Source organism: Microcoleus sp. B7-D4, from assembly GCF_036705125.1.
Classification (GTDB): Bacteria; Cyanobacteriota; Cyanobacteriia; order Cyanobacteriales; family Microcoleaceae; genus Microcoleus.
In genome coordinates, this window is sequence record NZ_JAUBTT010000038.1 from 1 (window position 1) to 21,859 (window position 21,859).

At 41.5% G+C, this 21,859-nt stretch carries 15 protein-coding genes; 1 reads left to right on the forward strand and 14 read right to left on the reverse strand.

The genetic code is table 11. From position 1 onward, the window contains the following. Window positions 1–305 precede the first annotated feature (305 nt). Complete coding sequence (locus tag QUB12_RS16630; RefSeq protein ID WP_333144571.1) at window positions 306–1,214, forward strand: tetratricopeptide repeat protein; 909 nt, start codon at window positions 306–308, stop codon at window positions 1,212–1,214. Between the two features lie 160 nt (window positions 1,215–1,374). Here QUB12_RS16630 and QUB12_RS16635 read toward each other — a convergent pair whose 3' ends face one another. The 14 genes from QUB12_RS16635 to QUB12_RS16700 all read right to left on the reverse strand — a co-directional run. Then, the gene (locus tag QUB12_RS16635; protein WP_333307684.1) at window positions 1,375–3,522 is read right to left on the reverse strand and encodes a TIGR04372 family glycosyltransferase; all 2,148 of its coding nucleotides are present in this window, start codon (window positions 3,520–3,522) and stop codon (window positions 1,375–1,377) included. Further along, window positions 3,485–4,144 carry an SIS domain-containing protein gene (locus tag QUB12_RS16640; protein WP_333307686.1) on the reverse strand — a complete coding sequence of 220 codons (660 nt, stop codon included), beginning with the start codon at window positions 4,142–4,144 and terminating at the stop codon, window positions 3,485–3,487. The genes QUB12_RS16635 and QUB12_RS16640 overlap by 38 nt, the downstream gene beginning before the upstream one ends. A 24-nt stretch (window positions 4,145–4,168) precedes the next feature. Next, window positions 4,169–4,654 carry an NUDIX domain-containing protein gene (locus QUB12_RS16645; protein ID WP_333307689.1) on the reverse strand — a complete coding sequence of 162 codons (486 nt, stop codon included), beginning with the start codon at window positions 4,652–4,654 and terminating at the stop codon, window positions 4,169–4,171. A gap of 4 nt (window positions 4,655–4,658) precedes the next feature. After that, window positions 4,659–5,654 carry an SDR family oxidoreductase gene (locus tag QUB12_RS16650; protein WP_333307691.1) on the reverse strand — a complete coding sequence of 332 codons (996 nt, stop codon included), beginning with the start codon at window positions 5,652–5,654 and terminating at the stop codon, window positions 4,659–4,661. Window positions 5,655–5,716: 62 nt separating this feature from the next. Further along, window positions 5,717–6,712, reverse strand: coding sequence for an FkbM family methyltransferase (locus QUB12_RS16655; protein WP_333307693.1), 996 nt, complete (start codon window positions 6,710–6,712; stop codon window positions 5,717–5,719). 6 nt (window positions 6,713–6,718) lie between these two features. Then, window positions 6,719–7,801, reverse strand: coding sequence for a radical SAM/SPASM domain-containing protein (locus QUB12_RS16660; RefSeq protein WP_333307694.1), 1,083 nt, complete (start codon window positions 7,799–7,801; stop codon window positions 6,719–6,721). Between the two features lie 30 nt (window positions 7,802–7,831). Further along, window positions 7,832–8,899, reverse strand: coding sequence for a hypothetical protein (locus QUB12_RS16665; protein WP_333307696.1), 1,068 nt, complete (start codon window positions 8,897–8,899; stop codon window positions 7,832–7,834). A gap of 30 nt (window positions 8,900–8,929) precedes the next feature. Then, window positions 8,930–10,033: a UDP-galactopyranose mutase gene (locus QUB12_RS16670; protein WP_333307698.1), complete on the reverse strand. Its 1,104-nt coding sequence runs from the start codon at window positions 10,031–10,033 to the stop codon at window positions 8,930–8,932. A gap of 61 nt (window positions 10,034–10,094) precedes the next feature. After that, window positions 10,095–10,841: a TylF/MycF/NovP-related O-methyltransferase gene (locus QUB12_RS16675; RefSeq protein ID WP_333307700.1), complete on the reverse strand. Its 747-nt coding sequence runs from the start codon at window positions 10,839–10,841 to the stop codon at window positions 10,095–10,097. A gap of 34 nt (window positions 10,842–10,875) precedes the next feature. Further along, the gene (locus QUB12_RS16680; RefSeq protein ID WP_333307701.1) at window positions 10,876–11,730 is read right to left on the reverse strand and encodes an NAD-dependent epimerase/dehydratase family protein; all 855 of its coding nucleotides are present in this window, start codon (window positions 11,728–11,730) and stop codon (window positions 10,876–10,878) included. Between the two features lie 55 nt (window positions 11,731–11,785). After that, the gene (locus QUB12_RS16685; RefSeq protein WP_333307703.1) at window positions 11,786–14,272 is read right to left on the reverse strand and encodes a TIGR04372 family glycosyltransferase; all 2,487 of its coding nucleotides are present in this window, start codon (window positions 14,270–14,272) and stop codon (window positions 11,786–11,788) included. 30 nt (window positions 14,273–14,302) lie between these two features. Further along, complete coding sequence (locus QUB12_RS16690; RefSeq protein WP_333307705.1) at window positions 14,303–18,331, reverse strand: TIGR04372 family glycosyltransferase; 4,029 nt, start codon at window positions 18,329–18,331, stop codon at window positions 14,303–14,305. A gap of 52 nt (window positions 18,332–18,383) precedes the next feature. Further along, window positions 18,384–20,384: a TIGR04372 family glycosyltransferase gene (locus QUB12_RS16695; RefSeq protein WP_333307706.1), complete on the reverse strand. Its 2,001-nt coding sequence runs from the start codon at window positions 20,382–20,384 to the stop codon at window positions 18,384–18,386. A gap of 57 nt (window positions 20,385–20,441) precedes the next feature. Beyond that, on the reverse strand, window positions 20,442–21,859 hold a 1,418-nt coding region (locus tag QUB12_RS16700), incomplete at its 5' end, for a tetratricopeptide repeat protein (RefSeq protein WP_333307708.1).

Here is a 21,859-nt window from a genome sequence, read left to right on the forward strand (position 1 = left end):
ACAAGTAATTAGAGACAGAGGTATTCTTGCGGTCGGGCAGCCCGTGAGTAAAACTGCTTCTGGAGGCGTTCTATCGGCGATCGATAGTAATATCGGTCTAGAGTCGAGCCTGTGAGAGAAGAATCCCCCGCATTGTATGCGTGGGGAGTGTCAACATATTAGCTGCAAGTAAAAGGCTGCTTTGTCCGTTCGGACTTTGAAGTTAAAAACATTTACGGTTGCACCGATCGAGCTAAATGGCAGATGCCCCCCGGCGATGCGTTAATTCTTAGAAAATAGTAGATTTAAGCTGGGATAGTTGAATTATGGAAAAAGCAAACAAGCGTCGTGGGTTGATTACTGTCGTGGTGGTGCTGTCGCTCATCGCTTTTTTGGGATTTTCCCTTGTGCCAATTTTAGACAGTATTCTCAAGGCCAGCCAAGCGCAAAGTCGATCGACTCCAACACCTACTCAGACGGCGCCGTCTGGGGATAAGCAATCAGAGTTGCTGCAAGCTCAGGCGAGGGGGTACGAATTGGTTTTGCAGCGGGAACCTGACAACGTAACGGCTTTGCGGGGATTGTTGCAGGTGCGACTGGAGTTGATCGGACAAGGAGTGGGCGACATTAAGGATGCGATCGCTCCTTTGGAAAAGTTGGCTGCCCTGAATCCTGAGACTACTGAATACGGGATTTTGCTGGCTCAGGCTAAGGAACGCACGGGCGATCGCGAAGGGGCTGCTCAAGCTTACAGGTCAATTTTAGCGTCTAAGCCTGGGGAAATTAAGGCTTTGCAGGGGTTGGTGAATTTGCTGCTGGTGCAGCAGCGGCCCGAAGCTGCGATCGGACTGCTGCAAGATACGTTGAAGGCTGCTCCGGCTGCAAATCTGGCGAAACCGGAAAGTGTGGATGTAACTTCAGTGCAGTTGATTTTGGGACAGGTTTATGCTGTGCAGAAGCGCTACGAGGAGGCGATCGCAATTTACGACGAATCTGCTAAGGCTAATCCCAAAGATTTTCGCCCCACTTTAGGAAAGGCGATCGTGCTGAAGGAACAGGGCAAAACAGATGAAGCAAAAACGCTGTTCGATCGAGCTACTGAGTTAGCTCCTCCTAACTATAAAGACCAAATTAATCAGTTAGCTAGTGGCACTCCTTCGCCTTCTCCGGCGGCTGCGGCGACTCCCAAGCCGGCTGCTTCTCCTAGTCCTGAAGGTGCGCTACCGAAACCTTAAGGAAAGTTTTGAGTTTTGAGTTTTGAGTTTTGAGTTAAAAAGTTTAAAATTCACTCATGCGGCTACGCAGTGAGAGTCACGAACCAATCTTAAAACTCAAAACTCCTCAGCAATTACCAATTACCAATGAGGCAAGACTTCGGAGCGAAATATGACTGCTTTAAGCGAGGGGTTTCCGTTTGGAAAAATGATAATTATGCAAAAAAGAGCGTCCAATCCGACTATTAAAAGCACTCGATCCATAAGGTGTTGGCAGAGAGTTGAACTGCTGTTGTAAAACTTCGTCCTCTGCTGTGTACTGACATTTTCCTTCTAACCGCTCCAGCATTTCCAGTATCAAGTCATTAATCTCCTCAGGCGTATTATCCACCACTTTAATGCCCCACGAGTAAAGGAGTTGGCTGTTGAGGTTGAAAAAGAAGCGAGGCGCTAGTGCTTCTTCAAAGGTGAGATAGCGATTTTCAACTTCTGACCAAGCAAGTTTGGGGATGAATAAATCCTGACTTGAAGGTGAACGCCCGGAAATAGGCCATATATTAGTTAGAGCGCAGGGAACGCCAAAAATCAAGGGAACACTGACAAGACCTGAAGCGCTGCCTAGAAAGAAGCGACAGGAAGTAGACAGAAAAATATCCATCCAATCGCTTTTTGCGTCAGTGTGAGCGTAATCGATTACCTGCGACCTAGGTGGCAAGGGTTTCATGCTGGGATCGCCCATGCGGATGACCCAGCCACCACGCGCTACAATCGACTCGATCGCTAATGAGTAAGTATGAACATCCGCACTGCGGTAGCTGATCGTTCCTTCTCCCCGGAAGCCATCTTCTCGAACGTGGAGACACACAAACCAGGCATTTTTAGGCACACCGAGGTCTTGCAAACAGTTCCATCCCCGCTCATAATCAGAGGGTGATAGAGTGAGCAGGGGCGGTTTGCTCTGTGTTTGCCACTGTTTTTGAACTGTTGAGAAGGCGTAACCTATATCTACCATCTGTCCGCTGGCCTGTTTTATATGGTACAGAGTGTATTCCAAGCAGCGCATAGTCTTCGCTAATGGCAGCAGCCGATCGATGACCGAGGGGTCGGTGATAATGTGGAGATATTGTCGCCAGTAGTTGAGCAAACATGGGTTGATGACTTGTTCGGACGGCGCTAAAAGAATTGTGTGGTATTGAGGTCGCCAGCCCAGAATACCCATCTTGATATAAATATCTATATTGATTGCTAGGTGGCCGATCGCTCCTAACCAGGGCCAATTTGTGAAATATTCCGGCGTGATAAACCGAATTCCTAAATTACCGAGGGGATGCTTTTCAAGTTGGGAGTTATATATTTCGATCGCACGTTCAGTAGAGCTAATTGATTCGTGTAATTTACCGACATCGTAAAATTTCCAGCTCATCTTCATGTGAGCTTCTGTTAGTTTGAGGTAAGCTTCTGTCCAATTTTCTTTTATGACGAGCGCTCTTTTGTAAATTTCAATGGCTGCTTCTAATTTGCCTTGCTGTATTAGTAAATTTCCGAGGTTAAAAAGTGCCTCTTCCTCTAAAGAGGGTGTGTTTTGTTTTTGCTTAGCCTCATCTATTTCCGCTTGCTCTATCAGTAAGTTGACGAGGTTGATATGTGCTTCTTCTAAGTCAAAATTGAGGGCGATAGCTTTTTTATAGCTTTCAATTGCCTCTATTCCCCTGTTTTGCTGTGTTAAGAACTTCCCCGATAGGCAGTGAAGTTCAGCACTTTCTGGAGTCTGGTTAATGGCTTTGCGGGTTTTGGCGATCGCAAATTTAAGCTGCCTTTGTTTGGTCAGGGTTTCTGCTAAATTGCCGTAGTCATCGTTAACGGATGGATTGAGCTTAATAGCCTGACTGTAAAAATTTTCGGCTTCATCCCACCGCTGCTGTTTGACCAAGGACTCCGCAGCTTGACAGTAGAAGGTGGCGGCTTCGGGGCGACGACCCTGTTTGCAGAGGACTTCGCCTAAATTGGTGTAAAATCTATAAAAATCAGGGGAAAGCTCAATGGCACGACGGTAGGAGGCGATCGCATCTTCCCACCGACAGAGTTTTGCCAAGGCTTCCCCTAAATTGTAATAAGACCAAACCGAATTAGGGTTGAGTTGAATAGCGCGATCGTAGGAACTAACTGCTTGCTCGCACCGACCAAGTTTTGCCAATGTTTCCCCTAAGTTGTGGTGAGACAAATAAAAGTTGGGGTTTAGCTCAATCGCTTGGTGGTAAGACGCGATCGCCTCCTCTAATTTCCCTTCCTGTTTAAGTTGGTTCGCTGCCTGAAAATAGCTTGCTCTCATCAATTACCGGATTATTAACTTCTGTTTCTGGCAATGAGCCTTTCATCAATCCATCTAGAATACAATGACAGATGCACAGATGAGTAATTTCTGCAAATCCATAGGCCATTGTCGGGACAAAAAAGTTAATGTCTCCTAGCTGACGCAGGGGATTATCTGGCTTAAAAGCTGAAAGGGTGATGACATAGCACCCCATTTGAGCTGCTTGACGGGCCCCTGCTAGGATGTTACCTGACTGTCCAGAACTGCTAATCGCAAATACGATATCTCCTGATTGGGCAAAGGTGGCAATGGGTTTACTGAAAACTTGTTCGTAGCCGAAATCGTTGCTGATGCAAGTGAGGAGAACACCGTCATTGAAGGCGATCGCGGGAAAACCTCCATTTCGCCAGTAGTCGAGCGCCTGGTGACTTGCTACGGCTGCACTGCCGCCATTGCCAATAAAAATTACTTTTTTTTGCTGTTGGCTTTGTTGAGATACTAAAGCTGCGGCTCGACTAATTGCTTCGCCAAAGGAAAGAGGCTGAGATTTTTTGTCAGTCGCTTCAAAGCTTTCGCTTAAATTTCCAAGTTGACGGAAATAATCGGTGGCAAAGGGAATCTGTGACGGAAAAGTTTGCATTTAATTTTTCAGCTTTGGTTTTAGTTAAGGAGCCATGCCCCATGTTAAATTTTTAGTGCTGAACTCCTGCCAAGCTGCGGACAGTTCATCCGAGGCTATCGCCTCGACAACTTCTGGCAGCATCCGAGGAATTTTAGGCACTAACAGCACTTGAGTCAATTCCTCAAATGTAAATAGTTGGAAGGCTTGCCCCTCGGTTAAGGTTAATTCGCTAGTCGGTACTGTCAACGGAATACCAAAAATATAGGTTGTGCAAGGTCGAGCGGGTGCTTCCCATGTCAGCAGGTATTTGGGTTCGGGCGGTATCCAGCAAAGTTCTTCTTCGATTTCTCGCTTCATAGCTTGGGCTGGAGTTTCCCCTTCATCAACAGTACCGCCGAATAGTCCCCAATGATTGGGGGCTATGATTTCAGGTATATTGTCTCGAAGTTGCAGTAACAGGCGAGATCCTTGGTAAAGGAATGCTTTTGCAACTTGAATATTAACTTGAGCAGGGGTGTTTTGAACCATAAGTTTAGGTTTTTCCCAAATACTCAAACCATGCTTTTGTGGCTTCCTGAATGGAATCAGGCGTCCAGACAGGTGCTTCTTGCCACAGGCTGATGTTTGCCAACATCTGAGACACTCCTTCGGGGAAAGGAACTTTTGGCTGCCATCCCAAGAGAGTTTTAGCCTTGGTGATGTCTCCCCAAGTGCAGTCTGGCTCTCCGGGACGTTTTGGGATGTGGACGATGGGGCCGCCCAATAGTTCCACGAGGGTGAGGACACTTTGAGGATTCCCGGAGCCAATGTTGATAATTTCACCCGTTACATCCGATGCTGCTGCGGTGACAAAGGCTTCTACGACATCGCTTACGAAGGTGAAGTCTCTGGTTTGAGTGCCATCTCCGACAAGGGTGAAGGGTTTACCTGCTAATTTTTGAGCTAAAAAGACGCCGAAGACGGCACCGTAGGCTCCTGTTGTTCTGGAACGCGGCCCATAGACGTTAAACAGCCGCAGGGAGATAGCGGGGAGTTTGTACACTTTTGCCCAGTGCATGACCATTTGCTCGCCTAAATACTTGGTCAGGCCGTAGGGGTGTTCGGGAGAGCAGGGATAGGTTTCAGGTGTGGGATATTGGTCTGGGATGCCGTAGCAGGTGGAGGATGCGGTGTAGACGAAGCGCTGGATTTGAGCGTGGCGGCAAGCGTCTAGCAGGCTAAAAGTGCCTTGAACGTTGGAGTGGTAGTATTGGCTGGGGTTTTCGATCGACGGTACTAAGTCTGCCAGCCCTGCTAGATGAAATACCCAGTCAATTCCTTCTAGGGTTGAGGGGGTGATGGTGGCTGCGTCTTGCTCGATGAAGGTAAATTTGTTATGGGTTTTGGCTTGTTCTAGGTTGGCGAGGCGACCTACTATCAGGCTATCGAGACCGGTGACGGTGTGGCCGAGGGACAGGAGGCGATCGCATAGGTGGCTACCGATGAAGCCGGCGGCACCCGTTACTAGGCAGTGTTTAGAATTAGTCAATCAGTTGCTCCTTAAATCTTGATATCATTTGACTTACTTGAATTTTATAATAAACTCCTCTATCACAAACTTTGGATTAATTCCCAATACTTGTTACCTGCTTCTAGTTCTAGGTCAAAAATTGCTTTGAGAGTGGTTCGAGCCATTTGCCATTGAATATCCTCTGGGTTAACTCGATAGCGCCCTAAATATTCTGTACAAATTTTTCTCAAGGAAATGTAGATTTTAGATTGTTTAGTGGTGGGACTAAAGGTATGATTTTTGACCAAACTCATTAAGGTATCAAGAGCTACATCTGCTGCACTATTTAAGAAGCAAAAATAGGCATATTTGAGTGTAGCAAATTGTAAATTTTCTCCTTGGTAGCGCTGACAAACCCAATCATATTTCCTTAAAAAAACACCATCCATACCAATCAAGGTTCCGTAACGATCGGTATCAGGAACTAAGGGATTGGGATTACGAAATAAAGTAGGGCGTGGTACTCCCCGTCCAAAGTAGTCAAGGTTTAGGAAAAAGTAATCTCTTGCTCTTAGATGATTAAAAATCTCTGGAAACAGAGGCATACCTTTGTAAATATCCTCAAAGTGAAGTTCTACTCTAATACCTAAAACATTAGATGATACTTGTTTGTCAGCACCTTCTAATATTTCTAGTTCAGAACCTTCAGTATCAACTTTGAGGAAATCAATATGAAGTTTGCGGCTTTCCGCAAAATCATCTAAAGCACAAGTTTTAACCAGAATAACTGATTCTATCTCCCCTTCTCCCGGTCGGTAAATTTTAAACCATTCTGAGTCAGGATTAGGGGGATAAAAAGAGCAGTAACCTCTATGTTTTGTGATATAAAAATCACGTTCTCCAGCTTGTTTGTCTAAGGCTAAATCAACGACTTCAAAACCTGGTTTAGTGTTATTAAGCCTTAGACGCTCTGCTTCCTGGGGGTCAGGCTCAAATGATAGGTAAAGTAAATCACCTGCAAAGCCAGACCAAGAGGGGTGCATTCCATAACGCCCCCCGACATCAATTACAACAGTTGTACTTTCACTAGGTTTCATAAAGTTCTACTTACCAGAATTTTTGTAGCATGATTGACAGATTTTGGGGATATTTCCCTCTAGGTGTTCTCGTCTAAAGGCTTGCATTTGTTCGCTATTCCATTCGTTTGTTAATTGACGTGCATCGCCAAGTTCGTAAACTTCTGGATTTGCTACCATACAGCAAGGAACTATTTTCATATCTGAGGATATGTAAAGGCGATTAAATGGCCAAGGACAAAGTTTCTGGGGGTCTGTTTTATCATATTTTTCATCAATGAACCAAAACGTAACTTCCACATTATGTTGTTTGCCAATAGCCATTAAATGATCCGCCATAGCCAAGTCAAATTGTTTGTGGATATCCACTTTGTCATTGTTTTCTCGCCATTGATCTTGGCCCCAGTCATTTAAGTCCAGAGATAAGCTACACCGTTCAAAGCCTAATTCAGCCGCTAGAATAGGGAATTTTTCTAGTTCGTGAAAGTTGTCTCTTTGTACGACTGTCCACATTCGTGTGCGCTTACGGTTGGTCTCTCGACCATATTCATTGAGTAAACGACAGTTTTCTAGGACTTTTTCAAACTTTCCTCCACGACGAATTTTTTCGTAACTTTCTTTACTAGCACCATCAATTGATACTTGCAATTCACAAATATCTGAGTCTATCATTCGCTTATAATTTTCTTGAAAATGCAAAATAGAAGCGTTGGTAGTTGAGCGTACCCAAATATGTTTAGCCCTAGCATATTCAATCATTTCAAAGTAGCATTTTCCTAGCAAGGGTTCTCCCATGCCTTGCAATTTGATTTCTATCAGTCCATACTGGCTATCAATTAGGGCTTTGTAGTCTTCAAAAGACATATCATCAGCCCTTTTATAGCCTTCCCAGTCACTAACTTGACACATGGTACAGTGGTAGTTACACCGACTGACATTTTCAACATCAAGCATGATGGGTAAGTAGTCTAAGACTTTACCCCTTTGGGCTGCTTGATATTTAAGATAATTTTCGTAACGTTCTGGATATTTTTTAAATCCAGCTTGTAAAGTTGCTTGATACAACTCTTCGTCACGATAGGGGCGCGGAAGCGTGTTCAGTCTATCCATAACTTTTCACTCCTTAATTTTGACAAAAAACTAAACTATTTCCCCAATAAATTTGATGAATTTTTCATCAGCATTTAGGTGATCCTTGCTGCCAATCAGTTCTGTATAAAACTGATTAACTTCATCTATTCCTACTGTTTTGAGAGGCTCAAACGCTTGCCTACCATTTATTATTGATTGCTGAATAATAGTTGATTGCTCATCATTTTTTTCTGGTAAGAATACAGTTATCAAATGATCAGCAAAAGCTTGGTAATATCCTAAAGAGTTAAATGTATTACCCACACTACCAATACTATTTGTCCACTCCGCACCCCAGCCTTCAACTACAAATGCTTTGATAGGCAATTGAGAGTTCATTGCTTCCATTCTTAAAAGCATTTTTGATATTATAAGGCTAAATTTCAAGCTGAAACGTGACATTTCACACAAAGCACTATTACAAATAACGATACCAAATGTTGGTAAAGTCACTTGATTAAACTTAACAAACTCCCACCAAGGAATATGTGTAACATCTCCTGGGAGTAAATTTTTTAGCTCTTTTTGTCCGGTCTGACTGCCCCATTCGCTAAAATTTACATTCATCTTACCAGTAATGTAATCCCAGAGACGGTTTTGATATAGATAAAATGCTTGGGCAACATCTGTGGCTGCATAAGGATAACCTTCCAACATAAGCAATGCACCTAAGTAACCACTACCTGGACCAAATTCAAAAATACTAGGATGTTCGTTTCCGCAAAGATATTGAATATGGCGCAGAGTGCAGAATTGGCGTAAAAGAGCAGATATAGCCAAAGATTTTTGCCCAAACTGAATTTCACTGAAGTTACAGACTAATGTTGTCAAGCGTTTCAGCAAATCAAATTCTTTGGTGGTTAGCCCCCCGCCTAACATATTTGAGAAAATTGTTTCAAACCTCAACTCATGCAATACATCCACATACTTTAATAATGCTGAGTCTCGACTTATCCGAAATGGGTAGCCAGTCTTGGCAAAGGCAAAAGGCTGGAATGCTTCAACTACTTTGTTAGGCAGTAAGCAAATAGCCTCTTCCTCAGCGTGGTCATATTCAGCAACGGTTAGGATTGCCATGTGTATTTTCTGCCTTATTTAATTAGCTATTTACAAATCGTTGGTAAAGCGCAAGGCTTCATCAACTATCATACCGATATCGTAATAACGGTAATTCCCCATCCTACCTACTGAAAAAACATACTCAGGCAATTCTCGACGATAGCGATCGGCTATGTCCTGCTGTTCTTTGATGGGATAGGGGTACAATTTGTTACTCAAAGAGGGAATTTCCATCCCAAGTAAAGTATTTGGAGATTTATACCCAGTTAGTTTTTTATACTCAACTATACGGGTGAAAACCTCATCATTGGCGTAGTGCAAGAAGAATATCGGATCGGGGATGACCTGTTCTACTGGTAAAACCAATTTAATAAAGTCACGACCGATATATTGTAGCTCCCCATATTGGAAGTCAAACAGAATATCGGGGGAAAGGGAACTTACCATAATATCAGATTTGATCCATTCACCTTTAATCCGCACGGCTGGTTTTTGGACATCATACGCTTCTATCTCACAGTCCATCCATACTGTTACTCCAGGGGTGTTTACAGCTAGATCAAAGAAATCATCCCAACCTCTTAGCGATATTGGGTAGGAGATATAAAATTCTGGGCGGACTTCCTTAGTTCCTGTCCTTAACTGCACTCCTTTGCCATCAAATTTGAAGTCGGTTAGGGCAGTGTTGGACTCTATCTGCCACATTTTTTTTGAGTAGTTTTTGACGAATTTATCGTAGAGGGTAGGCCCAACCGAGTAAATCCAGTATTCCTCAAAATTTCGGGCTGTGCTGGGATCTGGCCTTTCCTTTAACTCCTGTTCTATTTTATTCCGATCGGGCATTGGGGGAATATCATCTGCGTGAATTGGGTAGGAGTAAAACTGGTCATCCCGTTCCACATAAGTTAAAAGGTAATGGTTTAGGCGACGCTGAGGTACTCTTTCATGTAAAAAGTTGAACACATACTCATGGGCTGTAAATAGGTGACGTGGGCCAAAGGTATAAGGATGGCCACCAAAATACAAGGTTTGACAGCCACCACCAATGCGGGATGTGCGTTCTATTAAAGTGACTTGCCAGCCTTTGTTCCCTAGTATGTGGGCCCACGTACATCCGGCAAATCCACCACCAATAATTGTTGCTGTTTTCACTATTTCCTCTTAGTTGAAATCTAAACTTCCCTCAAGCTACATCAAACTGGGATGTTAATTGCTAGTTATCCAAATAGGCGATAAAGGAGCGCCCCCACCATCCTATTTGAATGTGAGGCGCAAACTTAAAGCGACTCTTTTCTTGAAATTCATTGAAGGCTTTGGACACTCCTTTAACAGGGGAACCTTTATAACCATTAAAAATTTCATCAATGTACAATAAACTACCCTCCTGTAGCAATGGTTCAATAAACTGAAAAACCGGGACGACTGATTCGTATAAGTCACAATCAATACAAGCTAAAGCAATTTTATCCTCTTTTTGTAAAAACTGAGCCTGCAAGTCATTTGTTAGGGTTTGGTCATAGAATCCCTTAATTGTCTGACAGTTTTCCACATATATATCATGATCTTTGATTATCGACCAAAATTGTTCTTCTGTTGTCAACAAGTTACCTTTTTGCCAAAGCTCAACGCTAGGGCTTGATTCTACTTCTGGAAGTCCCTCAAAGCTGTCGAAGGCCATAAACTTCATATCACTTAAGTTATGTCTTCTAGCTTCGGTGAGGGCCATCCTGAAAGTTCTGACTCGATGACAACCATATTCGTGATAATCCCCTTTAACCTGATTTTCTGTGAGAAAGTCAAAAGCTTGTCTATAAAAGGATAGCTTTTGAGCTTGGCGGTTAGCCTGATTATAGGCTATTTCATCTTCCCGACTCCAACTTTTTAATTCCGAACCATTGGCCAGCTTGACCCAAGGTTCTTGAGGAAGGGGGTAGATTTGTGTTGGTTCATAATTAGTCATTAGAATTGGCCTCCTAGTTTATATTGGACAAAGTTTAGAGATAGGACTGTATTCCTTCTTCTAAATCAGAAAATCGGAAGTTGGGAACTAGAGATGATATTAAACTAATATCAAACATTAGATCAAAGTCTCTAGCTGGCTCTGCTGGCTCATAGATCATTTCAAATTCTATATTTAAGAGTTTACCAGCCAATCGAACTATCTCATTAATAGGTATAGAGTGGCCAGTGGCCACATTAAGGATACCTTGATACTTTAAAGGAATCAATGATTGCAGTAATAAGCATAAGTCATTGATGTAAAGATAGTCCCTCTGATTTTGCCCCATACCTTTAATCACTACCTTTTTATTGTTCTTGAGGGATGATACCATTTTACCAACTACACTTCTATCATTTTGAGCATTACCATAAATACCAGGAATACGGAGAACTGTTACTGGACATTGAACTTGACCTGATGACAGTAGTACCCATTCACACGCATATTTAGCTAAACCATACCAACTATCAGGATTAATTTGTGTTTCTTCTGTAATGGGTAAGGCTGGTTTGTTGCCATAAACATCAACAGAACTGAAATATATTATAGATTGAATATTTGCTAGTTGACAACCGGCAATTAAATTGTTAATTATTTGTAAATTTTTGTTGAATGAGTCAAAGGAGTTTTCCATCCAACGGTTGATCGTGGCTAGAAATACAAGAGTGTAATTTTTAGTGTTATTTAAAGACCTAAAAATTTGCCTTACTTCATCTTCTCTTAAAAAATTACAATCTCGTGATGAGATGGAAATTACTTCATAGCCAATACTAAAGGCATATTCACTGAAGTAACTACCTATGTAGCTATTCTTGCCAACAATTATTATATTTTTGTTAAACCCCATTTTTTTTCAGCCCTGTGAAGTTTTTAGTTACTTTAGTTTAGCTTGATATCTATGACTATTGTAATAAATTTGCATATCGGTGTAGAAAATCTTTGCCTACAAAACTATTACCATAGCTTTGGCAGATTTTAGCTATAGATTTGAATTTATCTTGTAATAATTCATCTTCCTTAGTAGAGATAGATGAACCCTTAAAACGGTTAAGCATTTCTACAACAACCTCCATTAATTCTTCAGGTGTATTATCCTGTAATTCTAATCCCAAATTATTTAGCCTTTTTTTGTTGTAAAGACCACTGACAGGAAAAGACATAAACTCACTGAAATTGAGATATCTCTTTTCCTTTTGTGACCAATACAACTTAGGGATTAGAATATCTTGACTGTAAAAAGATGTCAAGCTCATCGGAGCCCAGTTAGTAAGGACGCAGGGTACTCCAAAGGTAGGGGAGACAAAACTTATGCCAGATGCTGAACCCAGAAAAAATCGACAAGCTGCACATAAAAAAATGTCCATCCAGTTGCTTTTTTGATCGCTGTGGGCATAATCAATCACTTGATTCATTGGACTCCAAGGTTTCATTGTAGAGTCACCCAAACGAATGACCCAACCTCCATCTGCAATAATCGACTCTATGGCTAGTGAATAAGTTTCCACATCCGCATTCCTAATTTGTGATAAAGAAGAAACTGTTTCCTTATGAAAACCATCTGTGCGAACGTGCAAAGTAACAAACCAAGCATTTTTAGGGAGGCCTAATGAGCGTAAAATATCCCATCCTCTTTCGTAGTCTTCGGCTGACAGACTGATAAGGGGCTTACAGTCTAAGGTCTCCCACTGTTTTTGGACGGTTGCTGCTGCTTCACCATAGCGAAGAGTTGAACCATTCGGTAAGTTTATAATGCCGATCGGCAGATCCTCCAATATATTTACTTTATCAGGATATCCATCTATTTTCCCAGGATCGGAAACTATTTCAAGGTATGGACTCCAATAATTGAGATAATGAGAGTTTGCAGTTCGGTGTGGTTCGGCCAATACTATTGTCTGTTGGGGGGGACGCCAGCCCAGAAAACCTAGTTTTAGATAAAAATCTATCAAAGCAATGTGGCCGATCGCATGAGTCCAGTGATCCGTCAAGAACCGAACACCCAGTTGATCGTATTTATTTAATTTGGCCAGTTTATCCTTAAGATTATATGCTCTTTGCATCCATTTAATCCAATCATCTTGTTGGCCTTTAGCATAAAAATGATAGGCCACTGCATAGTATCCTTGTATCCAGTTAGGGGCCACAGCTAACATTTTGTCCCAGCAGGCTTCTGCTTCCCTTAGTCGGTTCATTTCTTCTAGCACGGAAGCAACATGGAAATAAGGCCAAGGATTGTTGGGTTCAATATCGATCGCCTTTTGATATATATCTTTGGCTTCCACAAGCCTATCCTGATGATATAAAGTATGACCTAAAACTAGGTATGGGTATGTCCAATTAGGATTTACAGAGATTGCTTTCTGACAGTGCTTTACAGATTCTTCTAATCTATCCTGTTCTCGTAACAAATTTCCTAAGTATGCGTGAGCTTCTGCCCAGTTAGGTTTGATAGCTATAGCTTTTTGGTAATTTTCAATTGCTTCATCTTTTTGGCCTTGCTGTGCTAGTTCTTGGGCTTTATTATAGTAAGGTTCTGCTAAGTTGTTATCAACACCAATCGCTTTTTGATACACTTCTATTGCTTTAGTAATATTACCCTGTTGGGCAGTAGCTTGACCTAATTGATTTAAAGCTTTGGCCAAACTGTTTTGTAACTTAGGAGAATGTGGATGAAGCTCCATAGCTTTTTGATAGGCATCAATGGCTTTTTGAAGATAAATAGTCTTGGTGAATCCTGATAATTTCGCTGTAAATTCGGGTGAACTTTTGAAGGTTTCTACTATTTCTGAGCGACTCATTCCGTTACTTATTAATCGAAGATAGAGATGTTTTCCATTTTCATCGGCGTCTCTTTTTAGATAATTACGATATACTTTTTCAATAAAGTCATCATTAGTTAGTAGTATTGTTCTTTCTAAAAAAACCTCTTCATTTTCTATTACAATATTATCTTTATCATCATCATTAAAATAACGGCTTAATAAATCTCGATTTGCTACAAGAAAAGAATAATTTAATCCTTGACTAATCTTTATAGATAGATTATAAAAATAGTCTGCTAACTTGCTATAAAATATATATCTATCTGGATTTAACTCAATAGCGCTGAGGCAAGATATAACTGCTTGTTCCGTATGGCCAATGTTTGCTAACGCTATACTTAAATGATAGTGAGACGAAGCTGATAAAGGATTTAGTTCTAATGCACGAGTGTAAACTCTAGTTGCTTCCTCAAAACGCTTTAAAGCTGATAAGGATTCTCCCAAATTGTGATAGTACAAGTAACAATTGGGATTGTATTCAATCGCTTGATAATAAAAAGCGATCGCTTCTTCTAGTTTTCCCGCTTTTTTCAATTTATTAGCTTGTTCAAAGTGGTTTGGTCGCATCTTTTTTATCCTCATCGTTAGTATTTAAGTTTATAATAATCTAATATGTTTACGTAAAAAATAGCTGCTGATTTCTGAGTTGATATGAATATCATAACGACGGACGAGAGCTTTAAATTTTTCGGGCAAGTGTGTAGAATTTTGGAGTAATTTTCCTTCTAGCTTATCAAGCATTTCTACTACAGCAGCATTAATTTCATCTGCTGTATTATCGGCTACTTTAATTCCCAAAAAATCAAAATATGACTGACTAAAAATATAGCTAAAAGAAGGGGGCAGCATTTCCGACAAATTTAGATATCTTTGTTCTTTCTTTGACCAGTATAATTTGGGAATAAAAATATCTTTACTTGATGATAAAGCGAGCGCCATTGGTGTCCAGTTAGTTAAAACACGGGGAACTCCAAAGGTAGAAGGTGGATAAAATAGACCAGAACAAGTGGCAATAAAAAAGCGACACTGAGCGCAGAGAAATACATCCATCCAATCAGTTTTTACATCACTGTGGGCATAGTCAATGACCTGCTTCATTTTAGGTAAGGGTTTGGTGGTGCTATCGCCCATCCGAATCACCCAACCACCACGCGCCACAATGGATTGAATGGCTATGAAGTAGGTATTAATATCAGCGTTACGATATCTCTGATCTTCGTCTCCCGCATCCCCTCTAAAGCCAAATTCACGGACGTGCAGGCAAACAAACCAAGCATTTTTAGGGAGACCTAATTGGTGCAGGCAATTCCAACCGCGCTCCCGATCGGAATCAGATAAGGTGAGCAAAGGAGGGCGTTCCTCGGCTTCCCATTGTTTTTCAGCTATGGCTGCTGCTTCAGGATACAGCAAAGTCCGACCATCAGCAAGATTTAACCAAAACAACGAATCTTCTAAGTATTGAGCATCGGGGTAAAATGTTTTAATTTTTTCGGGATCAGAGATTATCTCAATGTAGGGACGCCAGTAGTTCAAATAACAAGGGTTGGCAATCTGGTCTTGAGTGGCGAGTAATTTAGCTGGTATGTTAGGGAGCAAACCCAACATCTTTAGCTTCACATAGTAATCCAGACAAGCAGTATGACCAATGAGAATGCTCCACTCGGCTGTGAGAAAGCGAGTTCCAAAGCGAGCGGCTTGATGAACTTCAGCTAACTCTCGTTGTCTCTCAGAAGCTTGCTTCCATATTTTTCGACACTCTTCGTGCTTACCCCGCACCCAAAACATGAATCCAATCTGAGTGTATGCCCCTTTCCAGTCTGGTCTGAGTTGAAGAGCTTTTTGCCAGCTAGCAACTGCTTCATCATTGAGAGGTTCTAAGCCATCTAGGGCACAACCTAAGAAATAGCAGGCTTCTGCAATCTGGGATTTAGTATTCTCGTCTTCCTGGGAAAGGCTGACCTGCTGAAGACGCTTTAAAGCCTTGATGAACTTCGGGAATTTCCTATCTAAATTTGTTGACTCATGTACTAAAGAGTTCAGCATCTTAGGCATCTTAATCCCATCATTTGAAGGCAATAGCCCAGCGTAATTGCGTAAAAAATCTCTGCCAATCCGACTAGAACTATAACACTGATTCTTCTCTGCTAAAGTTTGGAACTGCTTTTGCAGTCGCTCGTCAGCCTCTGTGTATTTCAGCTTGTCATCCAAGCGTTCGAGTATTTCCACAATCAAGTCCTTGATCTCCTCTGGAGTATTATCTACCGCCGTTATACCCAACTCAGAAAGTACCTTGTGACTGAAAACATGACCAATAGGAGGAGCTGTTAGTTCAGCAAAGGTCAAATATCGTTGCTCCTTTTGAGACCAGTAGAGTTTAGGAATATAGATGTCTTTACTAGACCAAGGCATGAGAATACCCATCGGCGTCCAATTGGTGACGGCACAGGGAACTCCAAATGCGATGGGAACTAAACGCAACCCTGAACTCATGCCAATGAAAAAACGACACTGAGCGCAGAGAAATACATCCATCCAATCGCTTTTAACATCACTATGAGCATAGTCAATCACTTGCTCCATTAAAGGTAAAGGTTTTGTGGTAGAGTCACCCATGCGGATCACCCAACCGCCTCGATCTACGATTGTTCGGATAGCTAACAGATAAGTATCGATGTTGGCATCCCGGTAATCTTGGCTTCCAAGACCGTAGTTTAAATGACCGCTGAAACCTGACTCACGAACGTGTAAAGCAACGAACCAAGCACCTTTAGGAACGCCAAGGGATTGCAAACAATCCCAACCTCGCTCATAATCTGAATTGGAAAGTTTCAGCAATGGAGGTCTTCCCTCTAATTCCCATTGTTTCTGTGCGGCTGCCCCCAGTTCTGAATAGACCTTTGTTTCTCCGTTGGAGAGAGTTGCCGAATAGACCTCATCTTCCAAATATTTTGTTAAAGGAAGAATCCGATCCACAATTTCTGGATCGGATATCACGTCTATATAGGGGCGAAAGTAATCTAAAAAACAGGGGTTAGCAACAGCCTGGCCTGGTCTGAGCAGCAAAATTTGACGGTTTGATGAACGCCAACCTAAAAGGCTCATCTTGGCGTACCAGTCAATTAAACCGATATGACCAATACAAGTTGTCCAGAAAGGCGTGAAAAACCTTACTTTCAATTGATGCAGTTGGCAGGTTTCAGCCATCCTAGCCTGCGCTTGAGCTGCTATTTCCATCATACTCTCCCAAGCCTGCCGCTGACCTCGCAAGGAAAATCGACTGCCAATCATAATGTAGGCATGAACCCAGTCAGGTTTGAGGGTTAAGGCTCGCTCCCAATATTCCAAGGCATTATCTTCATGATTCAATTCATCCCAGGTGTTACCCAAATGGTAGTAAGCTTCTGCAAAGTCCTCCTGAAGAGAAATCGCTGCTTGGAAGCTCTTAACTGCCTCGTCAAATTGACCGTGCTGTGAAAGCGCTAATCCCTGATTGTAATGTGCCTCTGCTAACTTATATTGGGCATCTTCCCCATTGTTATCCGAAGTAGAAATTGCCTGCTGGTAAGTCTCAATAGCTTGTTCAAATTGACCCTGCTGGGCAACTAGATTACCCAGCTCATTTAACGCCTCTGCTAAGTTTTCGTGAAGCTTATGAGAGTCTGGTGAAAGCTCAAGCGCACGACGGTATGCCTTAATCGCTTCTTCGAGATAAGCTGCTTTGATTGATGATATTAGTTTAACTGTAAATTCCTGGCCTTGCCGAAACGCTGTGACGATTTCTCGGCGGGTCATCCCTTTTCGGAGATGTTTTAGATAGTGATGTTTGCCTTCAAAGTCTGGTTCCCGTTTGAGATAAATATGATAAGCTTCTTCTACAAAAAGTTCGTCTGTGGAATCCTCTAATAAAGATACAAACTTTTCACTATCAAGTTGGTAAGTTTTTATCGTGCGAAGTTCAATAATTAATTTTAACTGGAATTCTTCAGATTGCCTGATTGCAGTCACAAATACCTGGCGAGTCATGCCATTGCTTAAATGGTAAAGGTAATGATTCTTTCCCTCTACATCTGGCTCCCGCTTTAAATAAATATGATAAACTTGTTCTACAAACTTTTCGTTAGTCAGTTGCTCCGTTGCTTGTAAAAATATTTCATCGTTGAGGGAGTTAAGTGGGGCTACATAGCCTTGATTATCCTGGCTACCAAGGAGCTGAGCAAGCAATTGCTTATGTTTTTCTAAAATTTCAGGTAGCAAGAAAGATTGCGGTTTTAGTCCTTCGGCTAGTTGATACAGAGTTTCGCCCAACTTGTTGTAAAACCCGTAATAATTGGATTTTAAATCGATAGCACGGCGGTAGGATATTATCGCTTTATCCCACTGACCAAGTTTTATCCAAGCGTTCCCCAAGTTGTAGTGAGACCAGGCAGACGATGGGTTTAGCTCTATGGCACGACTGTAAGCCGCCACTGCTTCCTCCCAACGCCCCATAGCTATTAAAGTGTCCGCCAGGTTATGGTGATACCAATAAAATTTGGGGTTTTGCTTAATGGCAGAGCGATAAGAAGCGACTGATTGATCTAATTCCCCCTTGTGCTTGAGTTTATTTGCTGCTTGAAAAAAGTACATAATTCCTCATTCTTTGATGTTTTTCCTTAACAGGGATTTGATTTTTCACCACCTATACCAGCAAATGAGCATACTTCTTTAAAAAATCTTTACCTCCTTTTCCATTACCATAGCTTTTGTGAGCTTCAAGGACTTGGTTGAACAGCGCTTGTCTTGACTCATCTTCTGCTGTGTAGTTAGCTTTACCATCAAGTTTCTCTAGCATCTCTGTAACCGCATCATTAATCTCTTCAGGTGTATTATCCACGATAGTGATACCAAGTGAGTCCAAGTATTGTTTTTGAGCAGACATTATGTATTCAAGAGGAGTTAATTTCTCCAAAACTTCCGAAAAAGTTAGAGAACGGCTCTCCGTTTCGAGCCTATAAACTTTAGGAATAAAGATAGTATTTCCATACCAGGCATGAATCCAAAAATTAGCCCAGTTAGTGATTACACAAGGCACTCCGAAGCTCGAAGAAACAAAATACGGCCCTGATGGCATCCCCAAGAAAAAACGACATGAAGACAAAAGAAAAAGATTCATAAACTCATTGTTTAAATCACTCCGAGTCAAGTCAATCATTTGCTCTATTCCTAATAAGGGTGGCATACCTTGATGACCAATACGTATAATCCATCCTCCCCGAGCTACAATAGATTCTATAGCTAATGAGTATGTGCTAATATCAGCTCTCCTTATAGGTGCATAGCTATCTCCGTTTACCTGCTCTCGAACGTGCAAGGTGACAAACCAACTATCTTTTGGTACACCTAGTTTGTGCAAGCATTCCCAGCCTCTCTCATAATCTGAAGAAGATAGAGTAAGAAGGGGAGGACGAGTTTCTAATTCCCATTGTTTTTGGACCAATCCTCCTGCCTGACCGTGATAAATCCATTGCCCCTTATAATACCAATTAGCTGTCTTTTCATGTATATACATCATTGTTGGTGGAGATAAATTGGCATCCTGGAAAGGGCTATCCATCATGGAAAGGTAACGACGCCAATAGTTTAAATAACATTGATTAGCAATAGATCCTGAGGCATTTAAAAGGATACGGAAAGGTCGTAACCCTAAAAGACCCATTTTGACGATTTGATCCAAACAAGCTATGTGGCCGATTGCTCCAGTCCATTCGGGTGATAGTATAGTATAGTAATACCCTTCTATTTGGTTAGGGTTGAGTTTTATGACTTGCTGGTAAGCAAAAAAAGCTCCATTAGGTCGATTGTGTCTAGCGTAAGCCCGACCTAACTGTAACCATACCTCCCACTCCTTCGGCTCTATTTCTAGTTGCTTTTTATAAACTTGTGTATAATCCTGACCGATCAGTTGCATAACATGATTGTAGGCAATATCGGCGGATTTATATTCTTTTCGTTTCGCATGAATATTGCCTAAATACAGCCACGCTTCCCAGTTACCAGGTTGAAGGGCAACCAGATTTTGGTATACCCCTAGAAAGTCTGAATTTAGCTGAATGACCTTTTGGTAAGCTGCGATCGCTACTTGTGGGTGATTTTGTTGCTGAGCGTAAACACCCAATTGCCACCACAATTCCCAGTTATCTGGTTCAATTTCTACCAGACGTTGATAAGCTTGCTCTGTCCTCTCAGGATTGAGTTGAATAACACGATCGTAAGCAATTTTGGCTTGTTCGCCTTCGCCGTGCCGAGCGTAAACATCGCCTAATGTCCACCACAATTCTTCATTATTCGGTTGAATATTTAGCAATGCTTCAAAAGCTTGTACCGATTTAGGGTTGATTTGAATAACGCGCTGGTAAGCATTTATTGCCTCTACCAAGTGAAGCTTTGCCCTTTGTTCCAGGCATCCACCTAAACTACAGTAAAGTTCCGATTCATCGGGTTTCAGCTCTATTGCCTTTTCATAACACGAGATAGCCTCATTCCAGCGATTTAATTTTGCGAAACACTCGCCTAACTTTTGGTAAGAGTCATAAGCCGTTGGGCTTTGCTCAATAACGTTTTTATAAAAAAATGCAATTAATGTTTCTCGTTCTTCCTCTTGAGGAAGGCTGTTAGGTTTTTGGAAGAAACTGGCAGTCATGTTAAAGCCTTTTACTGATTATTCAAATTTCAAATTTAGAACCTATGGGCAACCTTTTTATTTTTCTGACCAGCCGAACCTTTTTAAAATCGGCTTGGGGATCATGTTAGTAGCCTTTTCTATTTGTGCGGGCGTGAATACTTCTCGCCACTCATCGACTTTTCCTTTTCGATAATGAGTACCTTGTTTGAATTCAGGAGGAGTCGGGAAAGTAAAGCTTGCTCTTTCTACTTCATAAAATTCGAGAAGAGATTCAAAGAATAATTTTGGACGTTCTGCTAAATCTTCAAATTTTGTAAAGAGGATCTTAGGCATAAATAACGGATCTTCTTCTGCGGATAGCCAACCTTCTATCCATTTAATGGAATAAGGAAGATAACCCTCTTCTATATGATAGTCAATTTTCTCTGTGAAGCTTTGAGAATTATAAGAATTACTTAATTTAAATAATCTTCGCAATTCTACTTGGTCATCAGCAGTTCTTGATGCTCTGCTTAAATGATCTATCCATGATATTATTCCTTGACGTGGGTCTCGCACATTAACGACTAACCTATCTAGCATTAAGCTAATTGCAAAAATATTCCATTCAGTAGGATTGGTATGAGCTACAGCCAGACCTGAAACATATTTATCTGAGATAGATGATAATTTAAGTTCTAAATTGAGGTCGATTTCACCAGACACACTAAAATGTATAAACCTTGTTAAAGATGATAGTTTCAACCCTTTTCTCAAACTCTCTTCTATATAAACTGTTCCGGATTTTGGTAAACTACAAACTAAAATTGGGCTAACGCCTTTCTCAATTTGGGTTTGATAAAACTTAATTTTATTAGCAACATAGTAGCACTGCATTGCCTCAACACGCTTGCCATGTAGTAAATGCAAGTTACCTAGTTGAAATTGAGCTTTTGCCAAATCCGGATTAATTTCAAGCAGTCTCTCGCAGCAGTAGGTCGCTTTATCTATTTCATTATTTAAACGTAGGTCAAGTACCAACTGATACATCAAATCAGCTAAATCAGGATTAATTTCTATAGCACGCTCATAATGCTGAATAGCTTGATCGAATTTTCCCTGTTTAAGCAGAACCTTCCCTAAGTTGATATGGGCTTCAGCAAAATTAGGATTAACCGTTATGGCTTGTTGATAAGCTTGAAAGGCTCCATCCAGTTGATCTTTACGTACCAAAGCCTCCCCTAATTTGTTGTAACCTTCGTCAAAACTTGGGTTAATTACTAGCAAACGACGGTAAGCCATTATTGCGTTTTCCCACTGCTGTTGTTGTGTGAAAAAGTTGCCCAACTCCCAGAAAATTTCCCATTGAACTGGTTGACCTTTTAACCAGCCTTCAACCGCGATGCTAGGGTTAATTGCTATGGCTCTATCGTAAGCTATTTTTGTTGAATCCGTTTCGCCCCTTTGAGCGTGGAGATTTCCTAATTTCAGCCAAACTTCCCAATTTTCCGAAT